The following is a 25,892-nucleotide window of genomic DNA, read 5'->3' on the forward strand; positions in this document are numbered from 1 at the left end:
CGAGCCCCGATCACCTACGAGATCACCGTCCACCCAACACCAACTACCCTGGCCCGAGCCGCATAGACGTGTTCAAACTCCGGGGTCAAGGCCCGGTGGTCTGTTCGTGCAGGGTGTGGAAGTGGTCGACCTGGGTGGTGACGCGGAGCAGTGTCCAGAGGCGGTCGCGGGTGTCGACCCAGGCTCGGGCCGGGACGGTGTTCGAGGGGGTGCCGTTGCGGCCTCCGATGGATTTGGTCTGGATGCGCAGATGCGGGTGTCGGCTGGGGGCCCAGGATTGGGCCCAGGTGAGTGCCTGCTCGTAATGCTGCAGAGCATCGGCCGCGGTCGGGCCCTTCAGTGGCACTCCGATGGGTTCGAAGGGGTGTCCGCCCGCGGCGGCGGTGAGGTAGCGGCCGCTGGTCCACTTGCGGCGCAGGGTTTCCACCACATGCTCGGGGCGGGTCCATTCTGCCGGGGTCATGAGCGCTCCTTCGGGGGCTGGTTCGCCTGCTGGGCTGCTGCCTGCTTGTGGGCGCGGAACTCCTCGATGGTGAGGTTGTTCAGGCGGGAGCGGGTCTTGTCGGGGCGGTCGACGTAGCCGACGCGGGTGACGTGGGGTTCGATGACGTGGAGTTTCTGGAGCGGGGTGACGACGAGGAGTTGCAGGCCCAGGCGCTGAAACAGGTCGAGGGCGAAGTGGGCGGAGGGGTCGTCACCGCGTCCGAAGGCCTCGTCGATGGTGACGAAGTGGAAGGTCTTCGGTTTGGGAGCGGTGGGGTCGATGCGGAACTGGTAGGCGAGGGAAGCCGCGAGGATGGTGTAAGCGAGTTTCTCCTTCTGGCCGCCGGACTTACCGCCGGAGTCGGAGTGGACCTCGTACTCGGCGCCGTCCTCGCGGTTGAGCTCGCTGGCGGAGAAGACGAACCAGCGCCGCACGTCGGTGACCCGGGAGGTCCACTCCTTGTCGAGGCGGGTGTGCTCCGGGCGGCCCTTGAAGCGGTCGAGGAGCGCCTTGACCTGGAGGAACTTCTCTTCGGTGTACACGTCATCGGTGTCGTTCGAGAGTGTTTCGCTGGTGCAGGCGCGCAGGTCGTGCTGGAACTCGCGGACCTCCTTGTTCGGCGTGGGGGCGGCGTTGAGCCGGATGTAGCGGCCCGGGTTGTAGTCGATGCCGCCCAGCGACGTGTTGATCACATCGATACGTTCGCGGATCTGCTGCTCCTGAGCGCCGAGACGGGCCTGGAACGAAGCGATGTCGCGGACGACATTGGTGCGCAGGTACAGGAGGAACTGCTCCTCGAACCGGGGCAGGTCCTCGTCGGTGAGCCGGCTGTGCAACGCGCGGTAGCCGTCGGCGGATTCGACTGTGTTGTCCAGCTCGGCGGTGTGGACCGGGTACCTGCCGCGGAAGGCGGTCATCAGCGCCGCCGCCTGGCTGCCGACGTGGCGCAGGGCGTCGTGGCGGCTGCCGCTGCTGCGCAGCAGACGTGCTTCGGCACGGCGCTCGGCGTCGTCCAGCATCTCCAGGAGTTTGTGCTCGTCGCTGCCGGCTGCGGGCAGGAACTTCCTCAGGGGTTCCTCGTGCTCCGCCATGCCGTCGAGGTCGCACTGCGCGAGGAACGTGGTGGTCCTGCCCAGCAGGCCGGCGGTGTGCCGGACGTCTCGGCGTAGACCGCCCAGCTCCTCCTGCCCCGTGGTGAACGTCTTGCTGCTCTGTACGATCTCGTCCTCGGTCCGCCGGAGCTGTGCGGTGAGCTTGTCCAGACCGGCTTCTGCTTCCAGGACGCTCTTCTGCTGCTCGAACTGCTCGATGTCCGCGACGGTGCCCCGCCAGTCGAGTTCCGCATAGGTGTCGACGCTGGCCAGCAGGGTGAGGGCGGCACTGGTTCCGGCGCGGGCCCGCTGCTGCTTCTCGAGTTCCCGGGTGGCTGCGGTGATGTCGGCGCTTTCGCGGGTGAGGCGGGTGGCCTCGGCGAGGAGGGCGTCGAGCTTGGCCTGGTTGCTCCAGCCCAGCACCCAGTTGCGTCGGTCGTCGATGCGGTAGGCGTCGTTCTTCTCGTGGCGGCCTCCGCCGCCCTTGACAAGACCCTGCCGGGTGACAGCGGGCCTGGTGGCGCGAGTGAACGCCTCCAGGTCTTCGGCGCACAGGTAGTCGGCACGCGAGCGCAGCCGCGCGGCGAGCCAGTCGCGGGCCCAGATGTCGGACTTGAGCTGCAGTTTGCCGCTCAGCAGGGCGGGGTCGTCCGGCAGCGTGGTGATGGGTGTGTGGGCGGGGACCTGGTAGTAGACCAGTCTGAGGCCCAGGTGACGGCCGTTGACCCAGGCCGAGACGGTGTCGTAGTGGGCGTGGGGGACCAGCAGGGACAGGGCGAACCCGTGCAGTACGCGCTCGGCGGCGCCGGCCCACTCGGCTTCGTCGTCGCGGACCTGGATCAGCTCGCCGGCGAACGGCAGGACCTCGTCCAAGACACCCGCGGCGGTGGCGAGTTCGCGGCGCAGGGCCAGCAACTCGGCGGGGATGCTCGAGCGCTGCTGCTGCAGGCTGCTGATCTCGCGCCGCAGCGCTTCGGTCGCGAGGGTGTTGCCGTGGCGCGCGACGGCGAGATCGTCGAGTTTCCCGCGGGCCTGCTGCTCTTGCTCCTCGGCCCGGGAGCGGGCGGTGGAGATCTGGTCGGTCCGCTCACGGAAGGAGGCGGCGTCGGGGACGGGATCCATGCCGGCCTGCGTGAGCCAGGTGCCGTACTCGGTGGCGCGCTTGCGGCGCCGTTCGCGTTCGCGGCCGAGCTCTTCGATCCGGCCGGTCAGGGAGATGAGCTTCTCCCCGCCGACGCCGTCGATACGGCGCCGCAGGCCGTCGGCCGTCCCGCGCAGCTGTTCCAGCTGCCCCTCGCGGGTGGACTGCAGTTCCTCCAGGTCCGCCGCACCGGACATCAGCGCGGTGTGACGTGTCGTGAGAAGCCGGTGGCGGTGCTGGGCGAAGAACGCGGGGACGGCGCTGCGGCGCTTGTCCAGGGTGGTGATCTCTCCCTGGACGGTGTCGTACCGGTCGCATGCCGTCACGATCGGTGTCAGGTCCTCGATCATCCGACGGGCCCGGACGACTTCGTTGTGGCTGGCGGTGAGCGCGTCGAAGTGGGCGACGATCTTGTCGACGGCCGTCTTCGCGTCGAACGGCTCCAGCATCCGCTCGCGGACGAACTCGTCCAGGCTGCCCACGGCCTTCATCGACACCGTCTGGTGGAACAGGTCCAGGGCCTGCGGGCTGGGGATGCCCAGGCCTCTCAGCAGTGCCTTGCCGTACTGGGTGTATGTGCTGCCGTGGATGGTGGCCCCGCGCTGTTTCAGCTGCCGGCGCAGGTCGGTGATGTCGGTGCCGAAGCCGGTGAAGTCGGTGTCGACGGACAGTGGTGCCTCGGCGGTGAGGTAGAACCGCTCGGGCTGCCCGGTGCTGGTCGGGGATGTCCAGTAGAAGACCTGGGCGAGCGTGAGGTGGGTGCCGAGGACGTAGTTGGCGAAGACGCCCAGGATCACGCTGTAGGACGTGTGGTCGCGCAGCCCCACGGGGCGGGTGGTGTCGGAGGCCTCGACGCGCTCGTTCTTGTGATGGCCGAGGACGTAGGACCGCAGGTCGCGCTCCTTGGCGTCGGCGCCCGCCGCTTTGTTGTAAGCGATCTTGTGGGCGGGCAGAAGCAGCGTGGTGAGCGCGTCGACGAGGGTGGACTTGCCCGATCCCACGCCCCCGGTGAGCAAGGCGCAGTGCCCGTCGATGGTGAAGGTGCAGGTGGTACGGTGAAAGGTGCCCCAGTTGAGCACTTCCAGACGGGCGAGCCGGTAACCGGGGCCGACGCCGGACGTGCCGGCCGGCTCTGCGGGCGTTGCCTGCCGGGGGATGAACGCTGCCGGGTCGGTGGTGAGGGTCATGTGTCGTCCTTGGCCGTGGTGGAGGCAGCGTCGCGGTAGGTGGCGAGGAGGTCGTTGAAGTCGTTGAGGGCCTGGGCGTCGACCAGGGCCTTGATGTGGCGGCGGACCTCGTAGGCGCCGGTCTGTTTCGTCTGGCGCAGTGCCTTGAGGTCGACGAGCTTCTTGATGTGGGCGTCGATCTGGTCGACGAGCTGGGCTTCGTTGCTGCGTGGCGGGAGGAAGCCGCGGACCATCTCGACCAGGTCGTCACGGGTGAGTACCAGGCGCGGGTCGGCGGAGTCGGCGTCGCTGTCCGCGAGCCGTCCGCGCAGCAGGACGAGCATCAGGCTGACGGGGAACGAGAGCCGGTGGCGGGTGACCAGCCGCGGCACCGGGACGCCGTCGTCACGGGAATCGAGCTCCTGCTGCCGGACGTAGGCGTAGCCCTCGGCGCGGTCGATGACGATGTCGAGGCCGATCACGCCGAGGTAGTCGCCGATCGCCGCCTGCTGGCTGACGATCTGCTCCCAGACGGCAGGGGCGTCGCTCTGGTAGAGCACGCCCGCTTTCAGCAGGTGGACCACGGGGACGGTCAGGGGGTCGCTCACTGATGCTCCGTCTTTCCGGCGGCGGTGCCGCCTTCGTCGCGTACGAACGTCACGTGCGGCACTCTCGCCTGCGTGTGCCCGGGCACGTGGACGCGCGGGTAGACCAGGAGGTCGGTGCGGTCCGGGTCCACGATCATGTCCAGGCCGGGGTGCTCCACCTGGAAGTAGGCGAGCAGTTCCGCGAGCCCCAGGGCCAGCGGGTGGTCGTCGACGATGGCGGCCAGGTTCGCCTGGCCGCTCGGGCTTGCGGCGACCGCCTCCAGGACATGGCCGGTCAGCGCCTCGGTGCCGACGTGGACGCCGGAGAAAAGCTCGGAGATGTCCACTTCCGCGTCCTCGGATTCATCCACCGCGGCGGTGTCCAGCTCGATGCGTTCGACGGGCATGTACAGCCGTCGCTCCATCGGCAGCGTCAGATCCGCCTTGGGTACGTCCAGCGTCATGCCGGGCAGGTCGGCTCGGCCTTCCAGGGCGGTGACGTGACGCTGGATGGAGCGCACCAGCGCCAGTACGCGGCGGTCCTCCGCTCGGCTGCGGTCGACCAGGAAGCGGCGCAGTTGCTCGGTCAGCTGCCGGACTGTGTCCTGGGTGTTCTCGGCTGCCTCCAACCAGGCGAAGGGGATCTGCAGCAGGCTCTGGTTGGTCCTGCCGTCCAGTTGCGGCAGCTGGTTGACCTGTTGCAGCAGCTCCCGCAGTTCCTGCTGGCGGCGGGGGGAGAGGAGGTAGTCGAAGAACGCCTGGAAACTCTGTCCCTGATCGGACCGGGCGATCTCGTCGCGGTCCAGCAGGAACGCGGCCAGTTGCTCTCCCTTCCCGCCCTCGGCGGTGGCGACCTGGTGGCGCAGCCGTACGTCCAGTTCCCGAAGATTCGCCTCCACTTCGCGGAAGTCCCGCAGGAGTTCGACCGCGGTGCTCTCCACCTGCTGGTAGCGGTCCAGCAGAGCGAGCGGGGACAGCATGTCGACCTCACCGGCGCGCAGCCGGGCGATCTGGGCGTCGATCGCGTCACGCTCCCGGCGCAGTTCGTCGATGCGTGTCTGCGGATCGGTCTCCGTTCCGAACGCCATCTGCCGCAGGAGCGCGACGATGGTGTTCAGGCGGGACTCGGTTCCGATGAACGAACGTGCGGGCAGGTCCCGCACCCAGGCCACGGCCTTCTCGAGTGCCGCAGTTGCGTCGAAGTGCGCCTCGTCCTCCCCAGGCGGGTAGTACTTGCGCAGCCAGCCGTTCTTCGTCCACTCCGCCAGATAGGCGTCGGCAGGCCGGGGAAACGAGCCGGGCTTTTCCTCGTTGAGGAGGTAGAGCCGGTCGTCCAGCCGGGACTCCAGCACGGTCTCCGGCACACCGCGCGCGTTTTCGTCGACGAACACCGTGCCGCAGAACGACAGCACCAAAGCGGCATTGTCCGCGCGCAGCAGCACCCACGCCGGATGACGCATGAGTTCTGTGACCTGGTCGAAATCCACACAACCCCCCGATCGCATGCAAAGTCTGTCCTGCCCCGGGCACAGCAGGTGACGTCACTCTAGAAACCGGCACTGACAAAACCCGGAAAAACGAATGAATTTGCGAATTCGGCGGGAAAGCCCCGTACTCGGGCGTTGACGTTGCGCGGGCATCATGCGGCGACGCGGTGTCGGGCGAGCTTGTCCAGCATGACCTGGTTGGCCTCCCACCCGTCAGGGAACTTCGCGCGCACGGAAAGGTGCACCGGGTCGGTGGACGGGTGGCTGTCGAGGAGGTCGGTGATTCCTTCGCGGGCGACGACGATGCATGCCTGCCGGTGGCGGGAGGCGAGGACGCACAGCCGCCCGGCCTCCAGATGGAAGGCCGTGGCGTCCCGGCGGCCGGACAACGGGTGCACGACGATGACGACTTCGAACTCGCGGCCCTGCAACCGGTTCGCAGTGTCCACCGCCACGCCCCGCGCGGCGGGGTTTCCGGTCCGGGCGAGCGCGGCCCGGACCAGGTCGGCCTGGTCGCGGTGGGCGACGCCGATGGCGATGTGACCGGCGTCCAGGGGCCGTCCGTCCGGGTAGCGCTCGCAGGTGGCGATCGCTCCGCGGATCAGCAGCCGGGCGGCGAGATCGGCGGCGGTTCGGAGAGTCTCGGTGTCGGTGCGCGGTACGTGTCGGCGGGGCAGTTCGTGCAGGGCCCAGCCGGTGGTGAACGCCTTGGCGAGGGTCTCGTCCAGGTCGGTGCGGGCGAACCCGGTGGTGCTGAACTCCAGGGCGCGGGTGGCCTCTTCGGTGCCGGCGGTGAAGCGGTTGAAGGGGTAGAACGCCTGGGCGATGGTCGGTGCGGCCGAGGCGGGCAGGCGCCAGGACACCGGCAGCCGGTGCACGGGGATACCGGGGTTGTGTTCCAGCATCACGCTGACGCCGTTCTGCGTCGGGTCGTGCGGCAGCCCGATCCAGCGCTCGGTGCCGACGATTGTGAACGGGTCCAGCTGGCCCGGGTCGCCGACGAACAGACCGCGGTCGAAGTGCTCGACGATCTGCAGCAGCATGTCCGAGCGCATCTGGTAGGCCTCGTCCAGGATTGCCCAGCCGAACGTGGTGGTGTCACGGACGGTGGCCCACTTGGCGGCGGTGCCGACGACGATCCGGCAGCCGGCCAGATCGGCCAGGGTGCGCCCGATCGTGATGTTCGTCAGCTCGCTCAGGGCCTGCGGCGGGCTGTAGGTGCTTGCGCTCAGACGGCCGAGGGGAAGGTCGGGATGCTTCTCGGCGAGCCGCTCGATCAGGTCGTCGACCTGGTTGTTGGTCTGGGCGACGATGATCGGGCGTTCGCCGCCCGCCGTGAGTTCCTGGGCGGCGTCGACCACCAGGGTGCTCTTGCCGGCGCCCGGCGGGGAGTCGACGACGACGGCCCTGTGCCGGGAGTCGGCCAGGTCGGCCAGGATCGCTGCGGTGGCCGCGCCCGCAGCCGCGGACGCGTCGAACGCGGTGGTGTCGTCAGTCGTCATTGCCCCACTCCTCTGCGGCGGCGTCCTCGGGTACGGCGGATTCGATGTCCGGCCCGTCCGGGCCGGCGCTGTGCGTCCACGGGGTGTGATCGGACGCCGGGAATCGTGGCTCCGGGCGCCACCCCGGGTCGGGCAAGTAGTCGATGCTCTGGTCGAGCTCCGGCACTGTGCCCGGCTTCGGGGCGACAGAGCGCCCCATTCCGCCCGTGACCTCCACCACGACCAGCGTGGCGTCCCCGTCGGGGAGGACGGAGACGATCACGGCCTTGTGACCGGCCGGCATGGACGGGCTGATCAGCCTCGTGTCGGCGGCCAGCCGCACGGGATCCTCGGTGCGGACGGTGACCCGCGGTCGTGGCACCCGCCTGTTCTTTGCCGTGGTGACCGTCCGGCCGGATTCGGTCTCCACGACCGTCCCGGCGAACGCCTCCCCGGCGCTGCGCCGGTCCGCCCGCACGAACCGGTCGTCGAACGCCGTCTCGGACTCGAAGTCGGCCAGCGCGCGTTCCAGTCGGCTCAGCCTCCGGGCCGCGCTGATCGCGGTGTCCCGCTTGCGCTGCGGAAGGCCCCCGGCGTCCCGGTCATCGGAGTAGCGGGTGAAGGCCGCGCAATCGCGTTCGAAGCGCCTGGCGGTCTGCGGCGCCTCGCGCACGGACCGCAGAAGCGATATGGCCTCCCACACCATGCGCCAGGTGGGCTGGATCTGCCCCGCGATCAGCTCCCGCAGGTCGGACTCGGCGGTGGCCAGCGCACGCGGGTCACCGAGGGCGCGGGCTGTGTCGAACCGTCTGATCGCCGGCGCCAGGTCGCGGTTGTCGAACTCGGGGGAGGTCGTCGGGCCCGCTGGCGGGCACACGTCCGGGTTCTCCGCCTCGGCGATGGCCTGCTCGACGCTCAAGCCCGCCGGGGGAGAGATCCAGGCCATCAGGGAGGCGAGGTTCTGGTCCTCCAGCGTGCTCTGGCCGGTCGCCCAGTGCTCGGTGAGCATCCCCGTGACGGGCAGCAGAAGGGAGGTGCCTGCCTGCTCGGCCCTGTCGACCAGGAACGTCAGCCACATGCCGAACTCGGGGACGACATCCGGCACCGCGTGAGGACCGGACGTCGAGCGGAAGCGGCACATGCGTCCCAGATCGGCCAGGGCCTTGACGCCGCCGGGGTTGGGCACCAGGACCTGCGGAGCGTCGGTGTACAGGGAACGCTCGTCTTCACCGCGGCGGTTGTGACGGAAGGAATCGATGTAGTCCACCACGATCCGGCCGAGACCGGCGGCGAACGCGAACCGCTGGTCCCGGTTGCGGGGCTGCGACACGACCAGCAGCGTCCCGGTCCTCCTGGAGGAGCCGACCATCGCGGCCAAGGGCGCCCCGGCCTCTCCGGCCATGGCCAGCGGGACGATCACCAGCGGCCGGCCTGACAGACGCCGGTGCCGGTACTCGGTCAGCGGCACCGCCCGCATCGACTCCATCGCCTGCACATTCGCCAACGCCGACAGTATGCTCACGCCGCACCTCCGAGACCTTCCAGTTCGGCGCGCAGCCGTGCTGCGTGCCGCAGGGCGTCGGCCATCTCGGACTGTGCCTCGCTGGGCTGCAGTTCGCCGTGGGCCAGCCCCATCACCATGGTCGTGGTGTCGATACCGCCGAACTGCTCGCGCACCACCGGCCCGAGGACATCCAGCGAGGCCTCCGCGCGGGCACGGCTGCGGCAGTAGAACGCCATCTCGCAGTGGTTCAGGCAGTCCGGACGGTAGGTCACCAGGACCCGATCCAGCGATGCGGCCAGTTCCCCGGCCGGGCGCCGGGGCCGTTGCTCCTCATCCAGGTCGAGATCGAAGGTGAGGCCCTCGGGCACCAGGTCCACCAGGTCGCCGATGCGCTCGATGCGCGACAGCTGGCGGCTCAGCGCGGCCACCTGCTTGCGGGCATCGACGAACGCCGCGGTCGGCCGGTTGGTGAAGTCCTTCGGCGCGACCAGCACGACCGTGTCGGACACGGCCTGCCCGTCGATACCGGCCCGCGCGAGCAGGTCACGCAGCGCGATGATGTACGCGCACGCCTGCGTGGTCGCCGCCCGCACCTGCGTGGGATCGGCCTGCCCGTCGAGGATCGGGAAGCTCTTGATCTCTACGATGTGAAAGCGCCCGTCGACACGGAACGCCACCAGGTCCGGCTCCAGGAACGCATCGTGCCCGCCGACCCGCAGGCGCAGCATCGGATGGTCGAACAAGGTGCCGTCACCGTCACCCCGGGCAGCCTGCAGCAGCACCTGTGCGGTGCGGTCGTGGCGCACCGCGGCGCGGCCGTCGCCGCCGACGTTGTTCAGGTCCTCGTACCCCACCTCCGGCAGCGTCAGCTGCAGGGTCTCGCGCAGGACCCGCACCAGTTCCGCGCAGCCGTTGTCCTTCACCATCGTCTCGAAGGCGTTTCCGCGCGCGAGGGCGAAGACGGACTGGCCGAAGGGCGAGGGGTGGCCGGCGTGCGCGGCGATTGCGGCCTTGTCAGAGCCGGAGGCGTCGAGCAGTGCCCGCAGTGTGCAGCGCGGGTTGTTCTGCAGGGCCGCCAGCGACCGGGCGTTGTAGTCCAGGCGCTTCGCGGATCCGCGAAGCGCGGCGAGGCGTTCGTCGACTGGTGCATTCACGGTCTCGTAGATCCTTGCGGGGGAGAAGGGACTGCTGAGCGTCAGGGGTCAGGCCCGGGCCGTCCGCAGGTACGTCACGCCCTGCGCGGGCGCGCCGAACAACTGCTGGTCGTCCTTGAGCGACTTGCGTGCCCGCCGTGCGGCCTCCGCCCGGGCGGCGCGGTCGGCGTCGGCATGCACGTCCAGCTCGGCCCCGGCGGCGTCGATCACCTGCTGCGGGTCCATCGCGCCCTCGTGACCGGCCACGCTCCTCGGCAGGGCGTCGGGGATGTTCACCGCGAAGCGCCACAGCAGCCGCAGCGCCTCCGGACCGGGCCCGTCGGCTGTGGACTCGGCCGAGGTGCGCACGGCCTCGGCGATGCGGATCGCGCCGGTGAGGAAGTCCACGCGCGGTGACAGCGGGCCGATCATTCGCTGATCCAGCGTCCAGGTGCTGATGGTGATGAGCGCCCGCACCGGCGTCAGCAGGTCGTGCGCCAGTGCCGGGCACAGGTAGTACGGCCGGGCGCCGGGGCTGGACCGGTAGGAGCGCTCCTCGTCCCGGCGCAGGCTGGAGAGCTTGGACGCGGACAGCTCGCCCGGGAAGAACGCCTCGTGCACGCCGACGATCAGTTTGGGGGCGGCCGGGGTCCCGAGCAGCATCAGGGCACGGTGGACGTGCTCGCGCGCCGGGAGCTGTGACCCCCGCGCGGCCGGAGTCGCTGCCGGTACGGGGTGAGGCGGGGTGGTGGCCGGTTCGTCGGCGTCGACGAGGGCGTCCCAGGCCCGCTCGGCGCGGCGCAGTTGCATCCGCAGCTCGCCGGCGCGCTCGGTGTCACCGGCTGCGGAAGCGTCGCGAATCGCGCGGCGCAGGGTGCTGATGCTCTTCTCCAAGGCGTCCAGCGGATCACTCATGCCCCAGACGTTACCAGAGTTCCAGAGTTTTCCAGACTTCTTCCCGAGATTCGGTGTACAGTCGGCGCCACCGAACCTCCGGCCGTAGCGGCGCAGCCCGCGTCGCCCCGCAGACCGTTCCCCTGGAGGCACCCCGTGACGGGACGCGTGTTCCACACCTCCGACTGGCACCTGGGCCGCCAGATCGGCCGCTACCGGCGTGATACCGAAGTCGACGCCGTCCTGGACGAGATCATCGACATCGCCGCCGATTTCGCCCCCGACCTGATCGTGCACAGCGGCGACCTGTTCGACAGCTCCCGACCGGGCCTGGACGACCTGCGCCGTGCGGCGCAGGTACTGCGCCGCCTCGGCGAGATCGCGCCCGTGGTCGTCGTCGCCGGCAACCACGACACCACCTACGTCCTGGCGTTCCTGAAGTTCATGCTGAGCGACATGGGAACCCGCGAAGGGGACGAGGCCAGGGTCCGCTTCGCCACCGACGCCCGCCCCGACGGGCTGCTCGTGGCCGAATACCCCACCAGAGGCGGGGAGCTGACACTGCGCATCGGCGCGCTGCCGTACCTGCACCCCAACCGGTTCACCTACGACTTCGCCGACCCCGGCATGACAACCGCGGCCTACACCGAGCGGATACGCATCGTCCAGGCCGACGTGTACCGCCGCCTGGCCGCGGGCCGCGGCGCACGGGACGTCCTGATCTTCGCCGCCCACCTGTTCGTCGAGGGGGCCACCCCTTCCCACTCGGAGCGGAAGATCTCCCTCGCCGCCGAGTACGCAGCCGCCGCCGCTGACCTGCCTGAGGTCGCCTACGGCGCCCTCGGCCACATCCACAAGCAGCAGTCTGTCGGCCGTGCCGGCTTCCCGGCCCATTACGCGGGCAGCCCGCTGCAGATGGACTTCGGCGAGAGGGGCGACACCAAGGGCGTGGTGCTGGCCGAGGTCGGCCCGGGCATCGAGCCCCGCATCGACTTCGTGCCGCTGACCGCCGGCCGCCGTCTGATCCGGCTGGAAGGCACCTTGGAAGAGATCACGCAACGCGCCAGCCGTGTCGGAGACGCCTGGGTGAAGGCGGTGGTGAACGTGGAGGTCTCCAACCCCTTCCTGCCGGACACCCTCGCCAAGATGATGCCGCAGGCGACGCTCGTCGACATCGACGAACGCCGCACCGGGGCAGCCGACCGTGTACTGGACCGGGAGGCCTCCACCGGAGAACTCCCCGATGTCGAAGACCTGTTGCGCGACTACCTGCCCGGCCGCGGCACCACCGGCCTGGCCCTGGACCGTGCCATGGCCGCCCTCGCCCATCTGCAGGCCGAACCTGACCCCGACGATCCCGCCCCGTGCTGCGAGGAGAATCTGCTGACCGCGGCCATCGCCGGCCAACCCCTCGACACCATCGACCGCTCAGGCCTGCTGCCCGGCATCGACACTCCCGGAGCGAAGACAACGCGATGAAACCCCTGACACTGTCCATCATCGGACTCCGCAGCTACCCCACCCCGGTCACCGTCGACTTCACCGGCAAGAACCTGGTCGCCGCCCTCGGCAACACCGGCGCCGGCAAGAGCAGCATGCTCGACGCCATCGTCTTCGCCCTGTTCCGCAAAAGCTCCTGGGACGCCAAGGAACCCCGGCAACTCATCGCCGACGGCGCGCAGGCCATGAGCGTCGAACTCACCTTCCTGCACAACGGACAACGCTGGCACATCCATCGCACCATGCACGCCACCAACCCGAACGCAGCCCGGCACCATCTGAAGAACCTCGACACCGGAGAGGAGATCGACGGCGCCAACGACGTCGACCCCCGCATCAAGGCGATCCTGCAGATGGGCTACGACACGTTCCTGCGTGTCGGGCTGCTCCCGCAAGGCAAGTTCGACCGTCTCCTTGTCGCCGCCCCCAAGGAACGGAGCGCGCGGCTGAGAGAACTCTTCGGTGCCGAGTCCCTGGAGTCGGTCCAGCAGATGGCCGCCCGCCGTCGAGAGGCGCTCAAGGACCTGCTGGTCGACGCTCGGGCCAAACGCGAATCCATGCCGGCCGACCCCGAGCGGGCCGCCGAGGAAGCCGGCGCCGCCGCCGACGCGGCCGAAGCCCGCGCCGAACGCCTCAGCACCGCCGTCGACCGCATCACCGGGCTGCAGAAAGAAATCTCCGAAGCCCGGACCGCCGCCGAAAAGACGGCCGCCGCCAGAACGACCCTGTCGGCGCGCACGGTGACCGGCGCAGACACCGCCCTCGACGCACTCGAAGCCGTTGCCGCCGACATCGCCGCACGACGCGACGCTCTGGACGACCGCGACGCCCAAGCCCGAGCCCAGGAAAGCGAACTGACCGACGCGATCACCGCAGCAGAGGCGGAAGGAGAAGGCCCAAGCGACCTCACCAAAGCCGCAGTGATCCTCCAGACCCTCGCGGAGCACGCCACGGAACACCGCAGCGAGCGCGACCGGATCGCCGAACTCACCGGACAACTCGCAGGCGAACGCGAGGACATCACCACGACCGAAGCGGACCTGGCCGAGCGCGTCGCACACACGAAACCGCTCGCAGAGGCAGCCCGCGCCGCTTCGCAGGCGAGCAGAGAGATCCGCATCCGCGCCTCCACCGCCCGCACCGCGCTGACCACAGTCCTCTCGACGGCCCGCCGCGTCGCCGACACCGCGAGCGCCGAGGCCACCGCCGTGAGCGAACACCGGTCCGCTCGGGACGACCTCGGTCCGCTGGAAACGGCAACAGCCGCCGCCGACAAAGCCCTCGCCGCCGCCGAGAAACATCTGGAAGCACACCGACTGCGCAACAGGGCCGCCGCGGTCGCCGCCGAACTGCAGCCGGGCGACGACTGCCTCGTATGCCACCGCCAACTCCCGGCCGACTTCGCACCCGCCTCCACCACCGATACCGCCGAGCTGACCACGGCGAAAACACAGCTCGACGAGGCGAAGGCCGTACGAGAGGAGGCCGTGGAACGGCTCGCCGAAGCCCGCGCCACCGTGACCGAGGCCGAGAAGACGGTCCTCGCACGCCAGAAAGACCACCGGGACACACAGCAAAAGGCACGCAAGGCCATCGCGGAAGCAGTGAGCGCGTTCGAAGACCTTGAGTCCCTGGCCGCCGGAACCGGCCGAGGCTTCGAGGCGGAACCAGCTTCGGCGACACTGACCGCGGCCACCACGGCCCTGGCGACCCCGACCACCGACGGTGCCGCACAACTGCAGGAGCGCCCCGAGCAGAACACCGCACCCATCACCGACGCCATCGCCGCGTGCGAACAGACAGCCGATGACCACGCCGAGAACCTGAAAACCGAAGAGCATCGCCTCACCGCCCGCCTCGAGGCAGAGCACAAGGCGCTGGAAAGGCGCAAGGAAGCACACCGCCGCGCCGTCGACGACGCGGCGACAGCCTCCAAGAGGCACGCCCGCGCCGCGGCCAGGACCACCGCCGACCTCCACGCGCTTCCCACCCGCATCCGGGCGATACTGCCGGACGAGGCCATCGACGTCACCGCCGACGAGACATCCGCTGCCGCCGCTGCGGTCGCCACCCGGCAGGCCGAAACCCAAGAACTGCTCGACCGGAGAGAAGCGGCCCGAGCGGAGAAGACCTCTGTACTCGCCCAGCAGCGCGCCCTCGACCAGGAGGCCCGCACCGGCCTGGAACGCCCGCTGAACGAACTGCGAGGCAACCTGGACGCCTGGGCCCATGCCGCAACCCAGGCGGTTGCCCACCTCGACGACGCCAGCAACCACCGGATGCCCCAGGCCCCCACCGAGCCGGGAATCGCCGAAGTCCGGCAATTCGTCGTGGAACTGTCCGCGGTCACCCTGATGCTGGACGACCAACTCACCGAACGCGCCACCACCGCCACCGAACGCGCGAACACCGCGGCGACTAGCCTCGGCGAGCATGCCGCCGCGCTCTGCGACGTCGAGGACTTCGCCTCCGCAGCCGACCTGACAGCTCCATCGGCACTGCATCCCCTCGTCACCGCGGCTGCACACGCCAACAGAGAGATCGAAGAGCAGCGCCAGAAACAGCAGAAGGCGCTGGACACGATCAAACCGGCCGCCGACCTGGACTTCGCCATAGCCGCCGGCAAAGCCCGCTACGAGGCACTGGAGGTGCTACGCACCGAACTGGTCGATGCCAAGTTCCTGGGCCATCTCACCACCCTGCGCACTCACGCACTGCTTGGCGTGGCCAGCGACCTGCTCCAGCACATGACCGAGGGACGATTCGGCTTCGCCGACACCTTCGACATCGTCAGCCGCAGCTCCGGAGTCAACCACCACCCGAATCGGCTGTCCGGCGGTGAGAAGTTCCTGGCGTCGCTCGCCCTGGCCCTGGCGCTCGCCGAACTGCACTCCCGCAACGGGTCGAGCCTCGGCTCGCTGTTCCTCGACGAGGGCTTCGCAGCCCTCGACACCACCACACTCGACTCGACCCTCGACGTACTGCGCGTCCAGGCCGGAGGCAACCGCCTCGTCATGGTGATCAGCCATCTGCACGCCGTCGCCGAAGCGGTCGACGAGGTCCTGTGGGTGGAGCGGACCCCTGCCGGGTCCTCCGCACACTGGCTGACGTCAGCCGAACGAGACGACCTGGTGCAAGCTGATCTGGCCAGCGGCCTACAGGAACTCGCGCGGTAGCGGCGCTGGCGAGTCAGGCGAGATGGTGGTCTCACCGGGCAGCGGGCCGGGCGCGGACGGCCACACGGCGCTGGCCCGGGTTGGTGCGAAGACGGGTCCCGACGAGGAGCGGGTTCTCGCCTGGGTGCGGACTGGGTGGGGCGGTGCTGTTCCCGGCGAAGGAGCGCTGGGCCCTGTGGGCCGGGCCAGCGACGGTGCGGGCGGGCTTGACGGAGCTCCAGGCGCGGGCGGTTATGGGCCGGGGTGAACAGCCTGGACGCCGGTGCCCGCGTACGCCTTCGGCGTCAAGGTGAGCAGAAACCGGCCGCTCGGATGGGCGGCCGACGGCCGGGCGGCGTGGATGGCGTGGACGGCGGCCCAGGAGTGCCCGAAGCGCAGCAGTTCGGTGGCGGTGACTGCGGCGTCGGTATCGAATGCCTCGATTCGGATGAACCGCAGTCCCTTGATGTAGCTGAGCAGCCCAGGCCGCTCGGTGTCGCCGGCCGTCAGCGACAGCACCGGCGCGTACAGATCGCCGAGCCCGCCGGATGCCTGGACATAGAACGCGGCGACCGCCTCATTGAGGGGGTCCTTCGGGTCATATAGAGCAACGGCGGTGGTGTGATCCAGGACAACCGCGATCGCCGCCACTACGCGATCGCCCGCGGACCGGGCGAGGCGGCGCCCAGGCGCTCCAGCAGAGCCCGGGCCTTTGCCTCCGCCTCCGGGCTCGGCGCGCTGCCGAGGGCGGAGGCGAGCTCGGCGCGGGCCAGCTCGGCGCGCTCGGCGTATTCGGCCTGCGTGGGCGTGCTCTGTGCCAGCTCCTCGACCAGGCTGCGGATGGTCGTGCCGTGCTCGGCCGCCAACCGCGCCAGCCGGTCCCGTGCGGCCGCGCTCACCTTGATGCTCGTCTCGTCTGCTGCCATATCCCGAACTGTACCGCGTTCCTCTACTGGTGGTAGAGGAGCTGTGACGGGAGTACCCGCATCACCATCCGCAACAAATCTTGTGCGGGCCGGGCGGTGGTGTGGGTTGGCTCAGCGGGTGGCGAGGCGTTTCCAGAGCAGGTCGTGGTCGGCGGGTGCGAGGCGAGGCAGTTGGAGGCGGCCGGCGAGTTGGTGGAGGAAGGCGCTCTGCTGTGTGCGTGTCGGGGGGTGCGGGGGCAGGCGGTCAAGAGCCGCGGCGAGGGTGAGGGTCTCGGGGTAGGTGATCAGTTCGCGGCAGGTCAGGGCGGGAGAGGCCGGGCCTGGTGACATGCGGGGGTTGGCGGCGGTAAGCCGGTGCAGGCGTGTGTGCCAGCGTTCGTGTACGTGCTGATGGTGGTCGTACCAGCGTGTCGTGATCGTCGATGCCCAGCTCAGGGAGACCGGTGTCGCCGGGCGCCGCGCGCGAAGGTGGGCTTGGGTGAGTTCGGGGACGGCTCGGATGTCGAGGGGCGCGGGATGCCGGGGGTCGCTTGAGGCCTGTTGGTGGCGGGTGCAGATCATGATCCGGGGCAGGTGTGGCGGCGGGTGGATCCACGCGGGGGCTGCCGTGTGCGGGCTGCGGCCGATGGTGCAGGCGGTGCACGCCAGCAGCGGCTGCAGGGCTGGCTCGACCACATGCCAGTGGGCGGTGGCCGTGCCGTGAGCGTCGGTGTTGGCCAACGAGGGCGCGGGCGGGCGCAGATGGGGCAGGGCACGGGTGACGTGCGTGATGGGGATGCGTGCGAAGCCGGACAGGCGGCGGGCGGCCTCGGCGCTGAGGCGGATCTCGGCGGCGGGCAGGGCGTGCTCGGTGCCGGTGACGGTGATGCAGAGACCGTCGAGGAGCTGGGCCGGGGTGAGGCGGTAGGCGGCGGCGAGGCGGGTGAGGTAGGAGGCGGTGGCCTCGCCGGGCAGCGGCCGTACGCGCAGCGCGCCGGGCGCGGACGGCCACATGGTGGCGGCCCGCACCGCAGGTGAAGGTCTGGCCGCGGCCTGGGAGGTCACCGGCCGTTGGGCCGGGTACGGCGGCGGGGCGAGTGGGGCCGGTAGTGCTCTTCGGCGAGGTGGTCGAGCGCGATGCCGTCCAGCAGCCCTTTGGTGATGCGTTCGCTGCTGTCGAGGATGGCTTCGATGGCGGCCTGGCGGCCTGGCGGATCAGGCGGGAGAGGCTGCCGATGCGTCCGGCGGTCCGTTCGTGCAGGTAGGGGGCCAGCTTCGGCAGGCTGCCCGCGCGGTGGGCGTGCAGGTCGAGAGCCTGCTCGAGGGAGGCGATCAGCTCCCGGAAAGGCTCCCGCTTGCCGGCCCGGGCGGGCAGTGCCCCGCAGTCGATCAGGGAGGTGCGCCCGGCCAGCTGCGCGCCGCGCACCCCGGTGAACACGGCGCTGTCGGTGACGTCGATGCCCGCGTAGACGAACGTGGCCCGCACGCGTTCGGTGAGGTCCTTGAGCCAGTCGGCGGCCTCCGCGCCGGTGGACGTGCGGGGATTGAGCCGGTGGATCTCGTCGATCAGCACGAGCTTGACCCCGGCCGCGGTGTAGGTGTGGCAGACGGCGGTGGTGATCTGCGCGGTGGTCATGCGGGTGGTGACGGGGATGCCGAGGTAGCGGGCGAACTCCCCGGCCAGGGTCTTGGCGGTGGCGCCGGGCGGCACCAGCACGTAGGCGACGGGCACGCTGTCGTCGCCGGGCGCGGCGCGGCGGGTGTGGGCCAGGTGGCAGGTGCGGCCCACTTCGAGCAGCGCGGTCGTCTTGCCGGTCGTGGCTGGGCCGGTGATGATCAGGGACGGGCGTGCGGTCACTTGCTGGTGGCGGCCGAGGATCATCAGGGTGCGCACACTGCGTGAGAGGGTTTCGATGGCCGGGGTACGCACGGTGACGAACTGGGAGTGGTAGGCCAGCCGTTCCTCCGATGAGCGGGGTGCCTGGCCCGGCTGCGGCGGTGTGGGCGGTGCGGTGGTGGCGAACCGGGCGAAGGCGTCGAAGGTGGTGACTGTCCCTGCGGACGTCTCCTCGGCGGGGGGCGTGGTGTCGGGGCTGGTCACCAGTGTTCGGCCTCCTCGAAGGCGTCGTACAGCGCGAATCGGGCCGGCGGCGGGGACTCTTCATCACCGGCTTGGCTGTCGTCATCGTCATGGGCGCTGGCTTCGGCGGCGTCGAGGCTGTCCCCGGGGCCCCGGGCGGGGTACTGAGCTGGCGGTGTCCCCGGCGGGGAGTCCGCCGGCCGGGACGGGGCGGCCAGTCGCTGCCGGGCTCCCGGTCCGGGGGCGGCTGCGGCGCAGGACCTGGTCGGCGGCCTCGGCCAGGTCGGCCTCGTGGCGCTCGCGGTCGACGCGCCGGTTCACAGCAGCGCGGATGTGGCGCCATGCGGTCTCGCCCATGGGGGCGTGGACGTGGTCGCGGTGGATCCACGGGATCTCGTGCAGGTGCCCGTCGGGCAGGCGGATGTAGATCTGTCGCACGTCGTGCGGGTTGAGGTGGACCTCCCACCCGCCTCCGGGCCCGGTGGGGGAGGGCCGGCCGCGGTGCTCATTGAGGCAGGCGTGGTCGTAGGTGCGGTAGTTGATGCGGATGCCGCGGCCGGTTATGGGGTGGAAACGTACGGGCAGCAGTTCCAGGTAGTCGGCGCCGGCCAGCGGAAGCGGCACGTACCCGGACGCGCCCAGCAGCGCGCCCCACATCTCGTTCGGGGCCAGGGCCTTCTTCGGCAGGAACGGATGGCGCAGGCCATCGTGGGGACGGTGCTGCCAGCGGGCGGTGATCCATTCGTCCAGCAGCTCCTGCAACTGGGCCACGGTGAACCGCGCTTCGTCCTCCACCGCCTCTCCGCGCTCGAGGATGTGGGAGCCGGTGTAGCCGGCGATGTGCTGGGCGACGAGCGTGTTGATACTGCCAAAGGTCCGCTCGACGGCGCCCTTGGCGGCAGGGGAGCGGGGCGGCGTCGGCTGCACGTTCACCCCGAGGGTTTCGCAGGCGGCGAGGAAAGCTGCGGAGACGAAGATGGCCCCGCGGTCGATGACGATCGTCTCCGGTACCACCACCGGCCGCGCTGCCGCCTGTTCCAGTCGGTCGTCGAGGGCGAGGAGCCGGTCGTAGGGGACGGCGGCGTGGGACAGGCGCAGGTGGTCGGGCCAGCCGGGCCGTGCGGGATGGGGCACGGCCATCTCCGCCAGCAGCAGGGCGGCGTCCACGGCCTTGGTGCCCTCCTCACGTAGCACGGCCGCCACCACGGAGCGGGTCGCCACATCGAGAGCGATCGTCAGCTCCGGGCGCACCGGCTTCCCGTCCTCGCCGACGGCCATCACGTCGAGGCGGGTGGTGTCGACCTGCACCAGTTCGCCCGGCCGCAGCGCCACCGTCGGTGTGTACGGCCGTACCGGCGTGGTGGTGGCGGTGCGGGCGGGCCGTCCGGGATGCTCCAGAGGATCGGCGAGCACGCGCACCAGCCGGTTGAACGTCGACGGCGCAGGCAACTCGGCCGCGCCCGGCCCGTGCGTGTCGGCCAGGATCTGCCCGGTCAGCTCCCGTAGCCCCTTCAGCGTGCCCTTCGAGCGGCCGCGCTGGCGGCGCAGCGCCTCCAGCACGGCGGCCACCACCCGCTCATCGGCCCGTCCTGTCGCACGCGAGGGTTTGCGGCGGGGGATCAGCCCGAGCAGGCCGCTCGCGTGGTAGCGGGCGCGCATGCGGCGCACGGTGGCCCGGCTGACCTGCGGCCAGCCCAGCCGGGCGAGTTCGTCGGCCTTGGCCTGTTCCCGCTCGGCCATCGACCGCCGGGCCGGGTCGTATTCGGGCCGCGGCACGCCGCCGCTTGCCGGGCCGCCGGGCAGCCCGGTCTCGACCTCGCGGATGTGCCGCTGCCAGGCCAGGGCCCGCTCGCGCTCCCGCTCGGGCACCGCTTCCATGAGCCCCCACGGCGGCACCGCGGCGGCGGGCGAGTCCGCCACGGCGAAGGAGGGGTCGGCGAACAGGAAGGAGGCAAGCACGGAGGCGGTCTGCCCGTGCTCGTCGACGAGACGCACCGACGCCCCGGCCACGGCGGCCACCTGCCAGGCGCGGCCCTCGAACGTCACGTACGCCCCGAGCTTGACCTGCCGGTGCCGGGCTGCGGCAACCGGGCGGCCGCCGTGTGCGCTCACCACAGTTCGGCCTCCGCCTGCGGGTCGTACACCCCAAACCCGCCGGTATCCCGGGCAATGCGGTCGCCGGCACCGCCGCCATCAGCGTCGTGCACCATCATGCCGTCGGCGATCCCTTCCACGGCCGCGACGTCTGCACTGCGCTCTGTCTCGCCGGAACCGTCGGCCGTCTCGCCGCCGGGCTGTGTGCCCGTGCCGCGGCGGGCAAGGACGCTGCCGGTGCGGTGCCGGACCGTCTCGTCGAACGGGCGCAGGGTGTGCTCGCCGTCGGCCCACCCGATCGCGTGGAGCTGGCCGTCGGGCAGACGGACGAAGACCTGCCGCGGGTCGTGGGGGTGGTGGTGGACCTCCCACCGTCGGCCTGGGCGGCGGTGTTCGTCCAGACACGCATCGTCGTAGCGGCGCCCGCCCAGCCGGATCCCGGAATCGGTGAGGGCGCACCGGGCTGCTGGCAGCAGTTCGCCGTAGTGCTGCCCGGCCAGCGGCAGCGGCACCGTCCCGGCCACGCCCAGCAGCACCTCCCACATCTCCTGGGGGGGCGAGCCCCGCCCGGGGCAGCAGCGGATGGCGCAGCTGCTCCTGGGGCCGCTGGTGCCACCTGACGGTGATCCATTCGTCCAGCAGGTCCTGCAGCTGCGGCATGCTCCAGTACGCCCTGGCGGCCTCTCCCGCTGCGCATGCTTCTTCCGCCGCGGTGGCGTACCGCGCGAACAGGCCGGCGAGGACCTCCAGCGTGTACGCGGCGCCGCGGCGGGCGCCCGCTGTCCGGGACGGGGCCGGCTCCAGGCTGATGCCCAGGCCCTCGCACACGGCCAGGACAGCGGGGGTGACGGCGGTCGTGGACGGGGCGACGACGAGTGTCTCGGGCACGGCCGCAGGACGCGCCGCGGTGGCCTCGATCCGTGCGGGCAGTGGCACCAGTCGCCGGGCAGGCCCGCCGGCATGGGCCTGCTCCAGCAGGGCCGGCCAGCCCGGGCGCTGCGGCCTGGGCACGGCCATCTCGGCCAGCAGCACCGACAACGAAACCGGCCCGTCCTGGGGCGGGTGCAGCACGGAGGCCAGCACGCAGCCGCTCGCCGCGTCCAGTGCCGCCGTCACCGCCACCGGCACCACACCCCCGTCCTCGCCCACCGCCCGCAGACCCAGGCGGACGGTGGCGACGTGGACCCGCTCGGCAGGCCGCAGCGCAGGCGGCGGGCCGCCCGGGCGGGCCGTGCCGGTGGCGGTGCGTGCCGCGCTGCCTGGCGGCTCGGCCGGATCCGCCAGCACCTTCACCAGCCGGTACAGCGACGAGCGGCCGGGCAGCTTCACCCTCCCCGGGCCGTAGGTGTCCGCCACGATCTGCTCGGCCAGCTCGATGACCTGCAGGGTGGTGGCCTTCGACCGGCCGCGGCGCCGACGCAGGGCCTCCAGTACGGCGGCCACCACCCGCTCATCAGTACGCCCGGTCGCCGATCCGGTGCGCAGATGGCGCTTGTCGACCAGCCCCCACAGCCCCTGCCGCTGGTAGACCAGCCGCATCCGCTGCACCGTGGTCCGGCTGGCCCTGGTCCAGCCCAGCGCGGCCAGTTCACGCGCCTTCGCCCCTTCCCGCTCGGCGAGGGTGAAGCGCTGCGGGTCGTATTCGGGCCGGGGCGCGCCGCCGCCTGCCGGGCCGCCGGGCAGCCCGGTCTCGACCTCGCGGATGTGCCGCAGCCAGGCCAGGGCCCGCTCCTGCGCGGCCAGCGGCACCGTCTCCCACAGCGCCGGGGCCGGCGGCTCCGCGGCCGCGGGAGCGGTCATCGAGAAGCCGGGCGCGGACACCAGATGGGCGGTCAGCACACACCCGGTGGCCCCGTCCTCGGCGACGAGGTGCACTCGCCCGTCGACCAGGCCGGTCACCTGCCAGGCGCGGCCCTCGAACGTGACCTGGGCGCCCACCTCAACACAGCGCCCACCAGGGGCGGTCACCACGCGCTTGCTCAACTCTCCTGCTGCTCCCGCCGCTTCCCGTCGCCTGCGGTAGGGCCGGGCGTCACGAGGGTGTGCTCGCCCAGCGGCCGTGTCAGGTCCGCGGCCAGCCGCCCGTTCCACAGCGCGTGGTAGAGCACCGGCAGCGCGGTGAGGACCTCGCCCGCCGCCGCGGCCCCGGCCATCAGCGACCGCGGCGCGGCGAACGCCTCGAGCACCGCCTGCTCAAGGCCGCCCGCGTCGCGGTGGCGGGGGTGCCGGTAGCCAGCCAGCCACCGCACGTTCGCCGCCACCACCTTCTCGGGCGGCGCCAGGCGCCGGTAGGTGAAGCCCACCGCCTCACACGCCGCTTCAAGCACCGCGGCGGCGCGCTCGGCCCGGCCGGCGGCGGGAGCCGTCGCGGCGGGGCAGTCGGCAAGCAGCGCGCGGCCGTCGGCGTAGCGGGCGAACAGCTGCGGCACCCACGTCAGCACCCGCCCGCTGTCCGGATCGCGCCAGATCAGCCGCACCGGCCGCGCGGACAGGCCCACCACGCGCGGATCGCGGTCCAGGAACATCAACTGCGTGCACATCGCCTGCGATCCGTGCATCACATGCCGCCCGGTCGTGGCCGACCACCACCAGCCCGGCCCCCACCGCCGCCCCGGCACCACCGGGAACGCCGCCACCGGAGCCAGCTGCTCGAACCGCACCGCTACGGCGGCCTCCACCCAGCGGCGATGCACGAGCGTGCCGTCCACCCCGGTGAACTCCGCCTCCACCGTGCCCGGTTCCGGTACCCGGTAGACGCTGCCGGCGACGGCGGGTAAGCCGGACGGCGCGCCGTCCTGGCTGCTGTCGATGATCACGTACTCCAGACAACGTCATACCGGTCGCGCCGCGCAGGCGAACCGGGCGGTAACCAGGACACGTTCTTCTCGGCTCCAGGCCCCTCGCCATGAGCGTGCGCGCCCACAGTGCCACCTGGTGCCGCCCGTGTCAGTGCGGGTCTCTGCACCTTCCCGCCCGCCCCGCGAGCACTGTGCGCGCCACGCGGGACGCTCTTCGCTCTGGACAACAAGCGGTGTCAGCTTCCGCGTACAAGACCAGGCGCCGGCTCCGCAGCGCCTGACCGGGCCCTTCATCCCTCAGGCGGCCGTTTGGGAGCGAACTGCGGGAGGATCTCGTCCAGGACCTCGGTCGTCCACACCATGCCCAGGTCCGAATTCTCGTTGAGCCGTCCGCTGTAGACGCCCACCAGGGCCGTGACCCACTCCTCGTGCACATGCACCTCACCACCGGCGAGCACCATCTCGCCCGGACGGATGTGCATCAGGACCGGCGACCCCGACTGGCCGCGGCGGGTCCTGGAGTCCAGCAGGAAGCCGGGAAGCCCATTCCACCGCGCCAACGGTTCACTGGCCACCGGCGCGGCCGTCCAGACGGCGAAGGGCCGGCTGCCCGTGTCCCCGAAGGGGAAGCCCAGAACGTACAGGCGGTCCATGACCCGAAGGGGAAGCTCAGCGTCCGCCTCGGTGCCGGCACCTGCCCGCCGGTCCTGCGGATACAGGTCCCGCACCGTGGGCCACCCGGTGGGCAGGAAGGCATCCACCGCGCCTTCCGGGACACTGCCGATGCGCACCGCGGCCACATCGGCCCGCTGCTGCGCGGGACTTCGCCACGCAGGTACCTGGGCCTCGTCGCCGTCCGCGTACAGTACGACCTCCTGGTCGACGGGCTCGAAGTCTTCTCCCTCTCCCTGCCGGGCGAAGCGCACGCGCAGGTAGTCAGGCCACAACCCCTTGCCGTCCTCCAACTCGCCAGTCTCCGCGTTGCGCCCGCTCACCACATGCCCCGCCGTGACAAGCCAGAAATCGCCCGGCACCCCCACCAGGAACCCGGTCCCCGACCCCAGAGAGACATCAGGGCCCTCTCCCCGGGACCGGAACCACGCCTCGATGTAGAGGGCGGAAAGGACAGCGTGTTGACCCCATGAACGCCTCGCATGCGGCGACGGTACGGCCAGGCCCGGCAACCTGCCCACCGGGCCCCGGCCGGACTGGAACAACCATCCGCCCCGATTTTCGTCAAGTTGACGGTAAGGTGGGGTGTGGAGAGGCCGCCCCGTGCGACCGACGCCCCGTCATGCCGTCGTACCCGGAGGCCCGTTGTGGAACCGCACGTCCAGCTCGCGTTCACCATGCGCGACACCCCCCGCGCGTACGCGGTCCTGCTCGGGGCCGGCGCCTCGATCTCCGCGGGCATGCCGTCCGCGTGGAACGTCCAGGAGGACCTCATCGCGCGCCTGGCGGCCGCCGAGGGCGCCACCGGGATCGTCGACCTGCACGCCTGGTACCAGGAGCGCTTCGGACACCCGGCCACCTACGACGGCCTCCTGACCGCGCTCACCAGCACCCGAAACGAACGGCAGGCCCTGCTGCGCGCCTACTTCGAGCCCAGCGACCAGGAGCGTGAGGACGGCCTCAAGCAGCCCACCGCCGCGCACCGCGCCATCGCCCGGCTGGCGGCAGCCGGCCGTGTGCCGATCGTGCTGACGACCAACTTCGACCGGCTCATGGAGACCGCTCTGCGCGAGGTGGGCATCGAGCCCACCGTCGTCGCCGACGCCAGCGACGCCCGCGGCCTCGCTCCCCTGCACACCATCAAGGCCCTCGTCATTCACATCCACGGCGACTACCTCGACCACGAGAGCATGCGCAACACCCCCGACGAACTCGACCAGTACGACGAGGAGATCGACCAGCTGCTCGACCGCGTGTTCACCGAGTACGGCCTGATCATCTCCGGCTGGTCAGCCGAATGGGACCCGGCCCTGCGCAAGGCCATCGCCCGCAGCACCACCCGCTTCTTCGCCTCCTACTGGGCCGACCCCCGGCCGCTGCCCGAGAGCGCCCACAAGCTCCTCACCCACCGCGGCCTCACCTACGTCCCGGCCGACGCCGACACCTTCTTCACCGAGATCGCCGACGCCGCCGACGCAGTCGCCGACCTCGCCCGTCGCCACCCCGTGAGCATCGACATCGCGGTGGCCAGGACCAAGCGCGACCTGAACGGCTTCAGTCAGGCCATCACCCTGCACGACACCCTCCGCCGCGAGTTCGACCGCGTCGCCGCCCTCCCTCTGCGCTGTGAAGTGCTGTCTCACTGTCGGTGGCCTTATGTCATTTCCCTGCCATCGTCGGATCCGTTGGATCTGCCCTTTGACCTGGTGTAACTGGGATC

Annotated in this window: 18 protein-coding genes and 1 pseudogene; 3 read left to right on the forward strand and 16 right to left on the reverse strand. The window is 71.0% G+C overall.

Annotated features, from left to right (window positions below; translation table 11 throughout):
* Positions 1-85: 85 nt before the first annotated feature.
* The 8 genes from ACZ619_RS44495 to ACZ619_RS44530 form a co-directional block, all read right to left on the reverse strand.
* Positions 86-463, reverse strand: coding sequence for a DUF3322 domain-containing protein (locus tag ACZ619_RS44495; protein WP_469611688.1), 378 nt, complete (start codon positions 461-463; stop codon positions 86-88).
* A complete protein-coding gene (locus ACZ619_RS44500; RefSeq protein ID WP_469611689.1) occupies positions 460-3,903 on the reverse strand; it encodes an ATP-binding protein in 3,444 nt (1,147 codons plus the stop codon). Before ACZ619_RS44500 ends, ACZ619_RS44495 begins: the two co-directional genes overlap by 4 nt.
* A complete protein-coding gene (locus ACZ619_RS44505; protein WP_352170773.1) occupies positions 3,900-4,490 on the reverse strand; it encodes a DUF4194 domain-containing protein in 591 nt (196 codons plus the stop codon). The genes ACZ619_RS44500 and ACZ619_RS44505 overlap by 4 nt, the downstream gene beginning before the upstream one ends.
* Positions 4,487-5,929, reverse strand: coding sequence for a DUF3375 domain-containing protein (locus tag ACZ619_RS44510; RefSeq protein WP_469611690.1), 1,443 nt, complete (start codon positions 5,927-5,929; stop codon positions 4,487-4,489). The genes ACZ619_RS44505 and ACZ619_RS44510 overlap by 4 nt, the downstream gene beginning before the upstream one ends.
* A gap of 179 nt (positions 5,930-6,108) precedes the next feature.
* Positions 6,109-7,458, reverse strand: a complete 1,350-nt coding sequence (locus tag ACZ619_RS44515; protein WP_469611691.1) for an AAA domain-containing protein — start codon at positions 7,456-7,458, stop codon at positions 6,109-6,111.
* Complete coding sequence (locus tag ACZ619_RS44520; protein WP_469611692.1) at positions 7,448-8,959, reverse strand: hypothetical protein; 1,512 nt, start codon at positions 8,957-8,959, stop codon at positions 7,448-7,450. The genes ACZ619_RS44515 and ACZ619_RS44520 overlap by 11 nt, the downstream gene beginning before the upstream one ends.
* On the reverse strand, positions 8,956-10,095 hold the full coding sequence (locus tag ACZ619_RS44525; protein ID WP_469611693.1) for a hypothetical protein: 1,140 nt from the start codon (positions 10,093-10,095) through the stop codon (positions 8,956-8,958). The genes ACZ619_RS44520 and ACZ619_RS44525 overlap by 4 nt, the downstream gene beginning before the upstream one ends.
* Before the next feature lie 48 nt (positions 10,096-10,143).
* The gene (locus tag ACZ619_RS44530; RefSeq protein WP_469611694.1) at positions 10,144-10,989 is read right to left on the reverse strand and encodes a hypothetical protein; all 846 of its coding nucleotides are present in this window, start codon (positions 10,987-10,989) and stop codon (positions 10,144-10,146) included.
* Positions 10,990-11,124: 135 nt separating this feature from the next.
* On the opposite strand from ACZ619_RS44530, the gene ACZ619_RS44535 reads away from it, so the two are divergent.
* Positions 11,125-12,447, forward strand: coding sequence for a metallophosphoesterase family protein (locus ACZ619_RS44535; RefSeq protein WP_469611695.1), 1,323 nt, complete (start codon positions 11,125-11,127; stop codon positions 12,445-12,447).
* Positions 12,444-15,644 carry an AAA family ATPase gene (locus ACZ619_RS44540; protein ID WP_469611696.1) on the forward strand — a complete coding sequence of 1,067 codons (3,201 nt, stop codon included), beginning with the start codon at positions 12,444-12,446 and terminating at the stop codon, positions 15,642-15,644. The genes ACZ619_RS44535 and ACZ619_RS44540 overlap by 4 nt, the downstream gene beginning before the upstream one ends.
* Positions 15,645-15,875: 231 nt before the next feature.
* Here ACZ619_RS44540 and ACZ619_RS44545 read toward each other — a convergent pair whose 3' ends face one another.
* The 8 genes and pseudogenes from ACZ619_RS44545 to ACZ619_RS44580 form a co-directional block, all read right to left on the reverse strand.
* The gene (locus ACZ619_RS44545) at positions 15,876-16,274 is read right to left on the reverse strand and encodes a PIN domain-containing protein (protein ID WP_006375026.1); all 399 of its coding nucleotides are present in this window, start codon (positions 16,272-16,274) and stop codon (positions 15,876-15,878) included.
* Positions 16,274-16,549, reverse strand: coding sequence for a hypothetical protein (locus tag ACZ619_RS44550; RefSeq protein WP_044471827.1), 276 nt, complete (start codon positions 16,547-16,549; stop codon positions 16,274-16,276). The genes ACZ619_RS44545 and ACZ619_RS44550 overlap by 1 nt, the downstream gene beginning before the upstream one ends.
* A gap of 111 nt (positions 16,550-16,660) precedes the next feature.
* Positions 16,661-17,593 (reverse strand): TniQ family protein, encoded by a 933-nt coding sequence (locus ACZ619_RS44555; protein ID WP_469611697.1) that lies wholly within the window; start codon positions 17,591-17,593, stop codon positions 16,661-16,663.
* A pseudogene (locus ACZ619_RS44560) lies at positions 17,590-18,629 on the reverse strand (TniB family NTP-binding protein). The gene ACZ619_RS44555 and the pseudogene ACZ619_RS44560 overlap by 4 nt, the downstream one beginning before the upstream one ends.
* 87 nt (positions 18,630-18,716) lie before the next feature.
* A complete protein-coding gene (locus ACZ619_RS44565; protein WP_469611698.1) occupies positions 18,717-20,720 on the reverse strand; it encodes a transposase family protein in 2,004 nt (667 codons plus the stop codon).
* Positions 20,717-21,664, reverse strand: a complete 948-nt coding sequence (locus ACZ619_RS44570) for a Mu transposase C-terminal domain-containing protein (RefSeq protein ID WP_469611699.1) — start codon at positions 21,662-21,664, stop codon at positions 20,717-20,719. Before ACZ619_RS44570 ends, ACZ619_RS44565 begins: the two co-directional genes overlap by 4 nt.
* Positions 21,665-22,681: 1,017 nt before the next feature.
* Positions 22,682-23,518 carry a TnsA-like heteromeric transposase endonuclease subunit gene (locus ACZ619_RS44575; protein ID WP_469611700.1) on the reverse strand — a complete coding sequence of 279 codons (837 nt, stop codon included), beginning with the start codon at positions 23,516-23,518 and terminating at the stop codon, positions 22,682-22,684.
* A gap of 272 nt (positions 23,519-23,790) precedes the next feature.
* Positions 23,791-24,534 carry a trypsin-like peptidase domain-containing protein gene (locus ACZ619_RS44580; RefSeq protein WP_469611701.1) on the reverse strand — a complete coding sequence of 248 codons (744 nt, stop codon included), beginning with the start codon at positions 24,532-24,534 and terminating at the stop codon, positions 23,791-23,793.
* A gap of 285 nt (positions 24,535-24,819) precedes the next feature.
* Here ACZ619_RS44580 and ACZ619_RS44585 point away from each other — a divergent pair, with 285 nt between their 5' ends.
* The gene (locus ACZ619_RS44585; RefSeq protein WP_469611702.1) at positions 24,820-25,884 is read left to right on the forward strand and encodes an SIR2 family NAD-dependent protein deacylase; all 1,065 of its coding nucleotides are present in this window, start codon (positions 24,820-24,822) and stop codon (positions 25,882-25,884) included.
* The last annotated feature ends 8 nt before the right edge of the window (positions 25,885-25,892 follow it).

It is taken from the genome of Streptomyces sp. NPDC104367, from assembly GCF_055583825.1.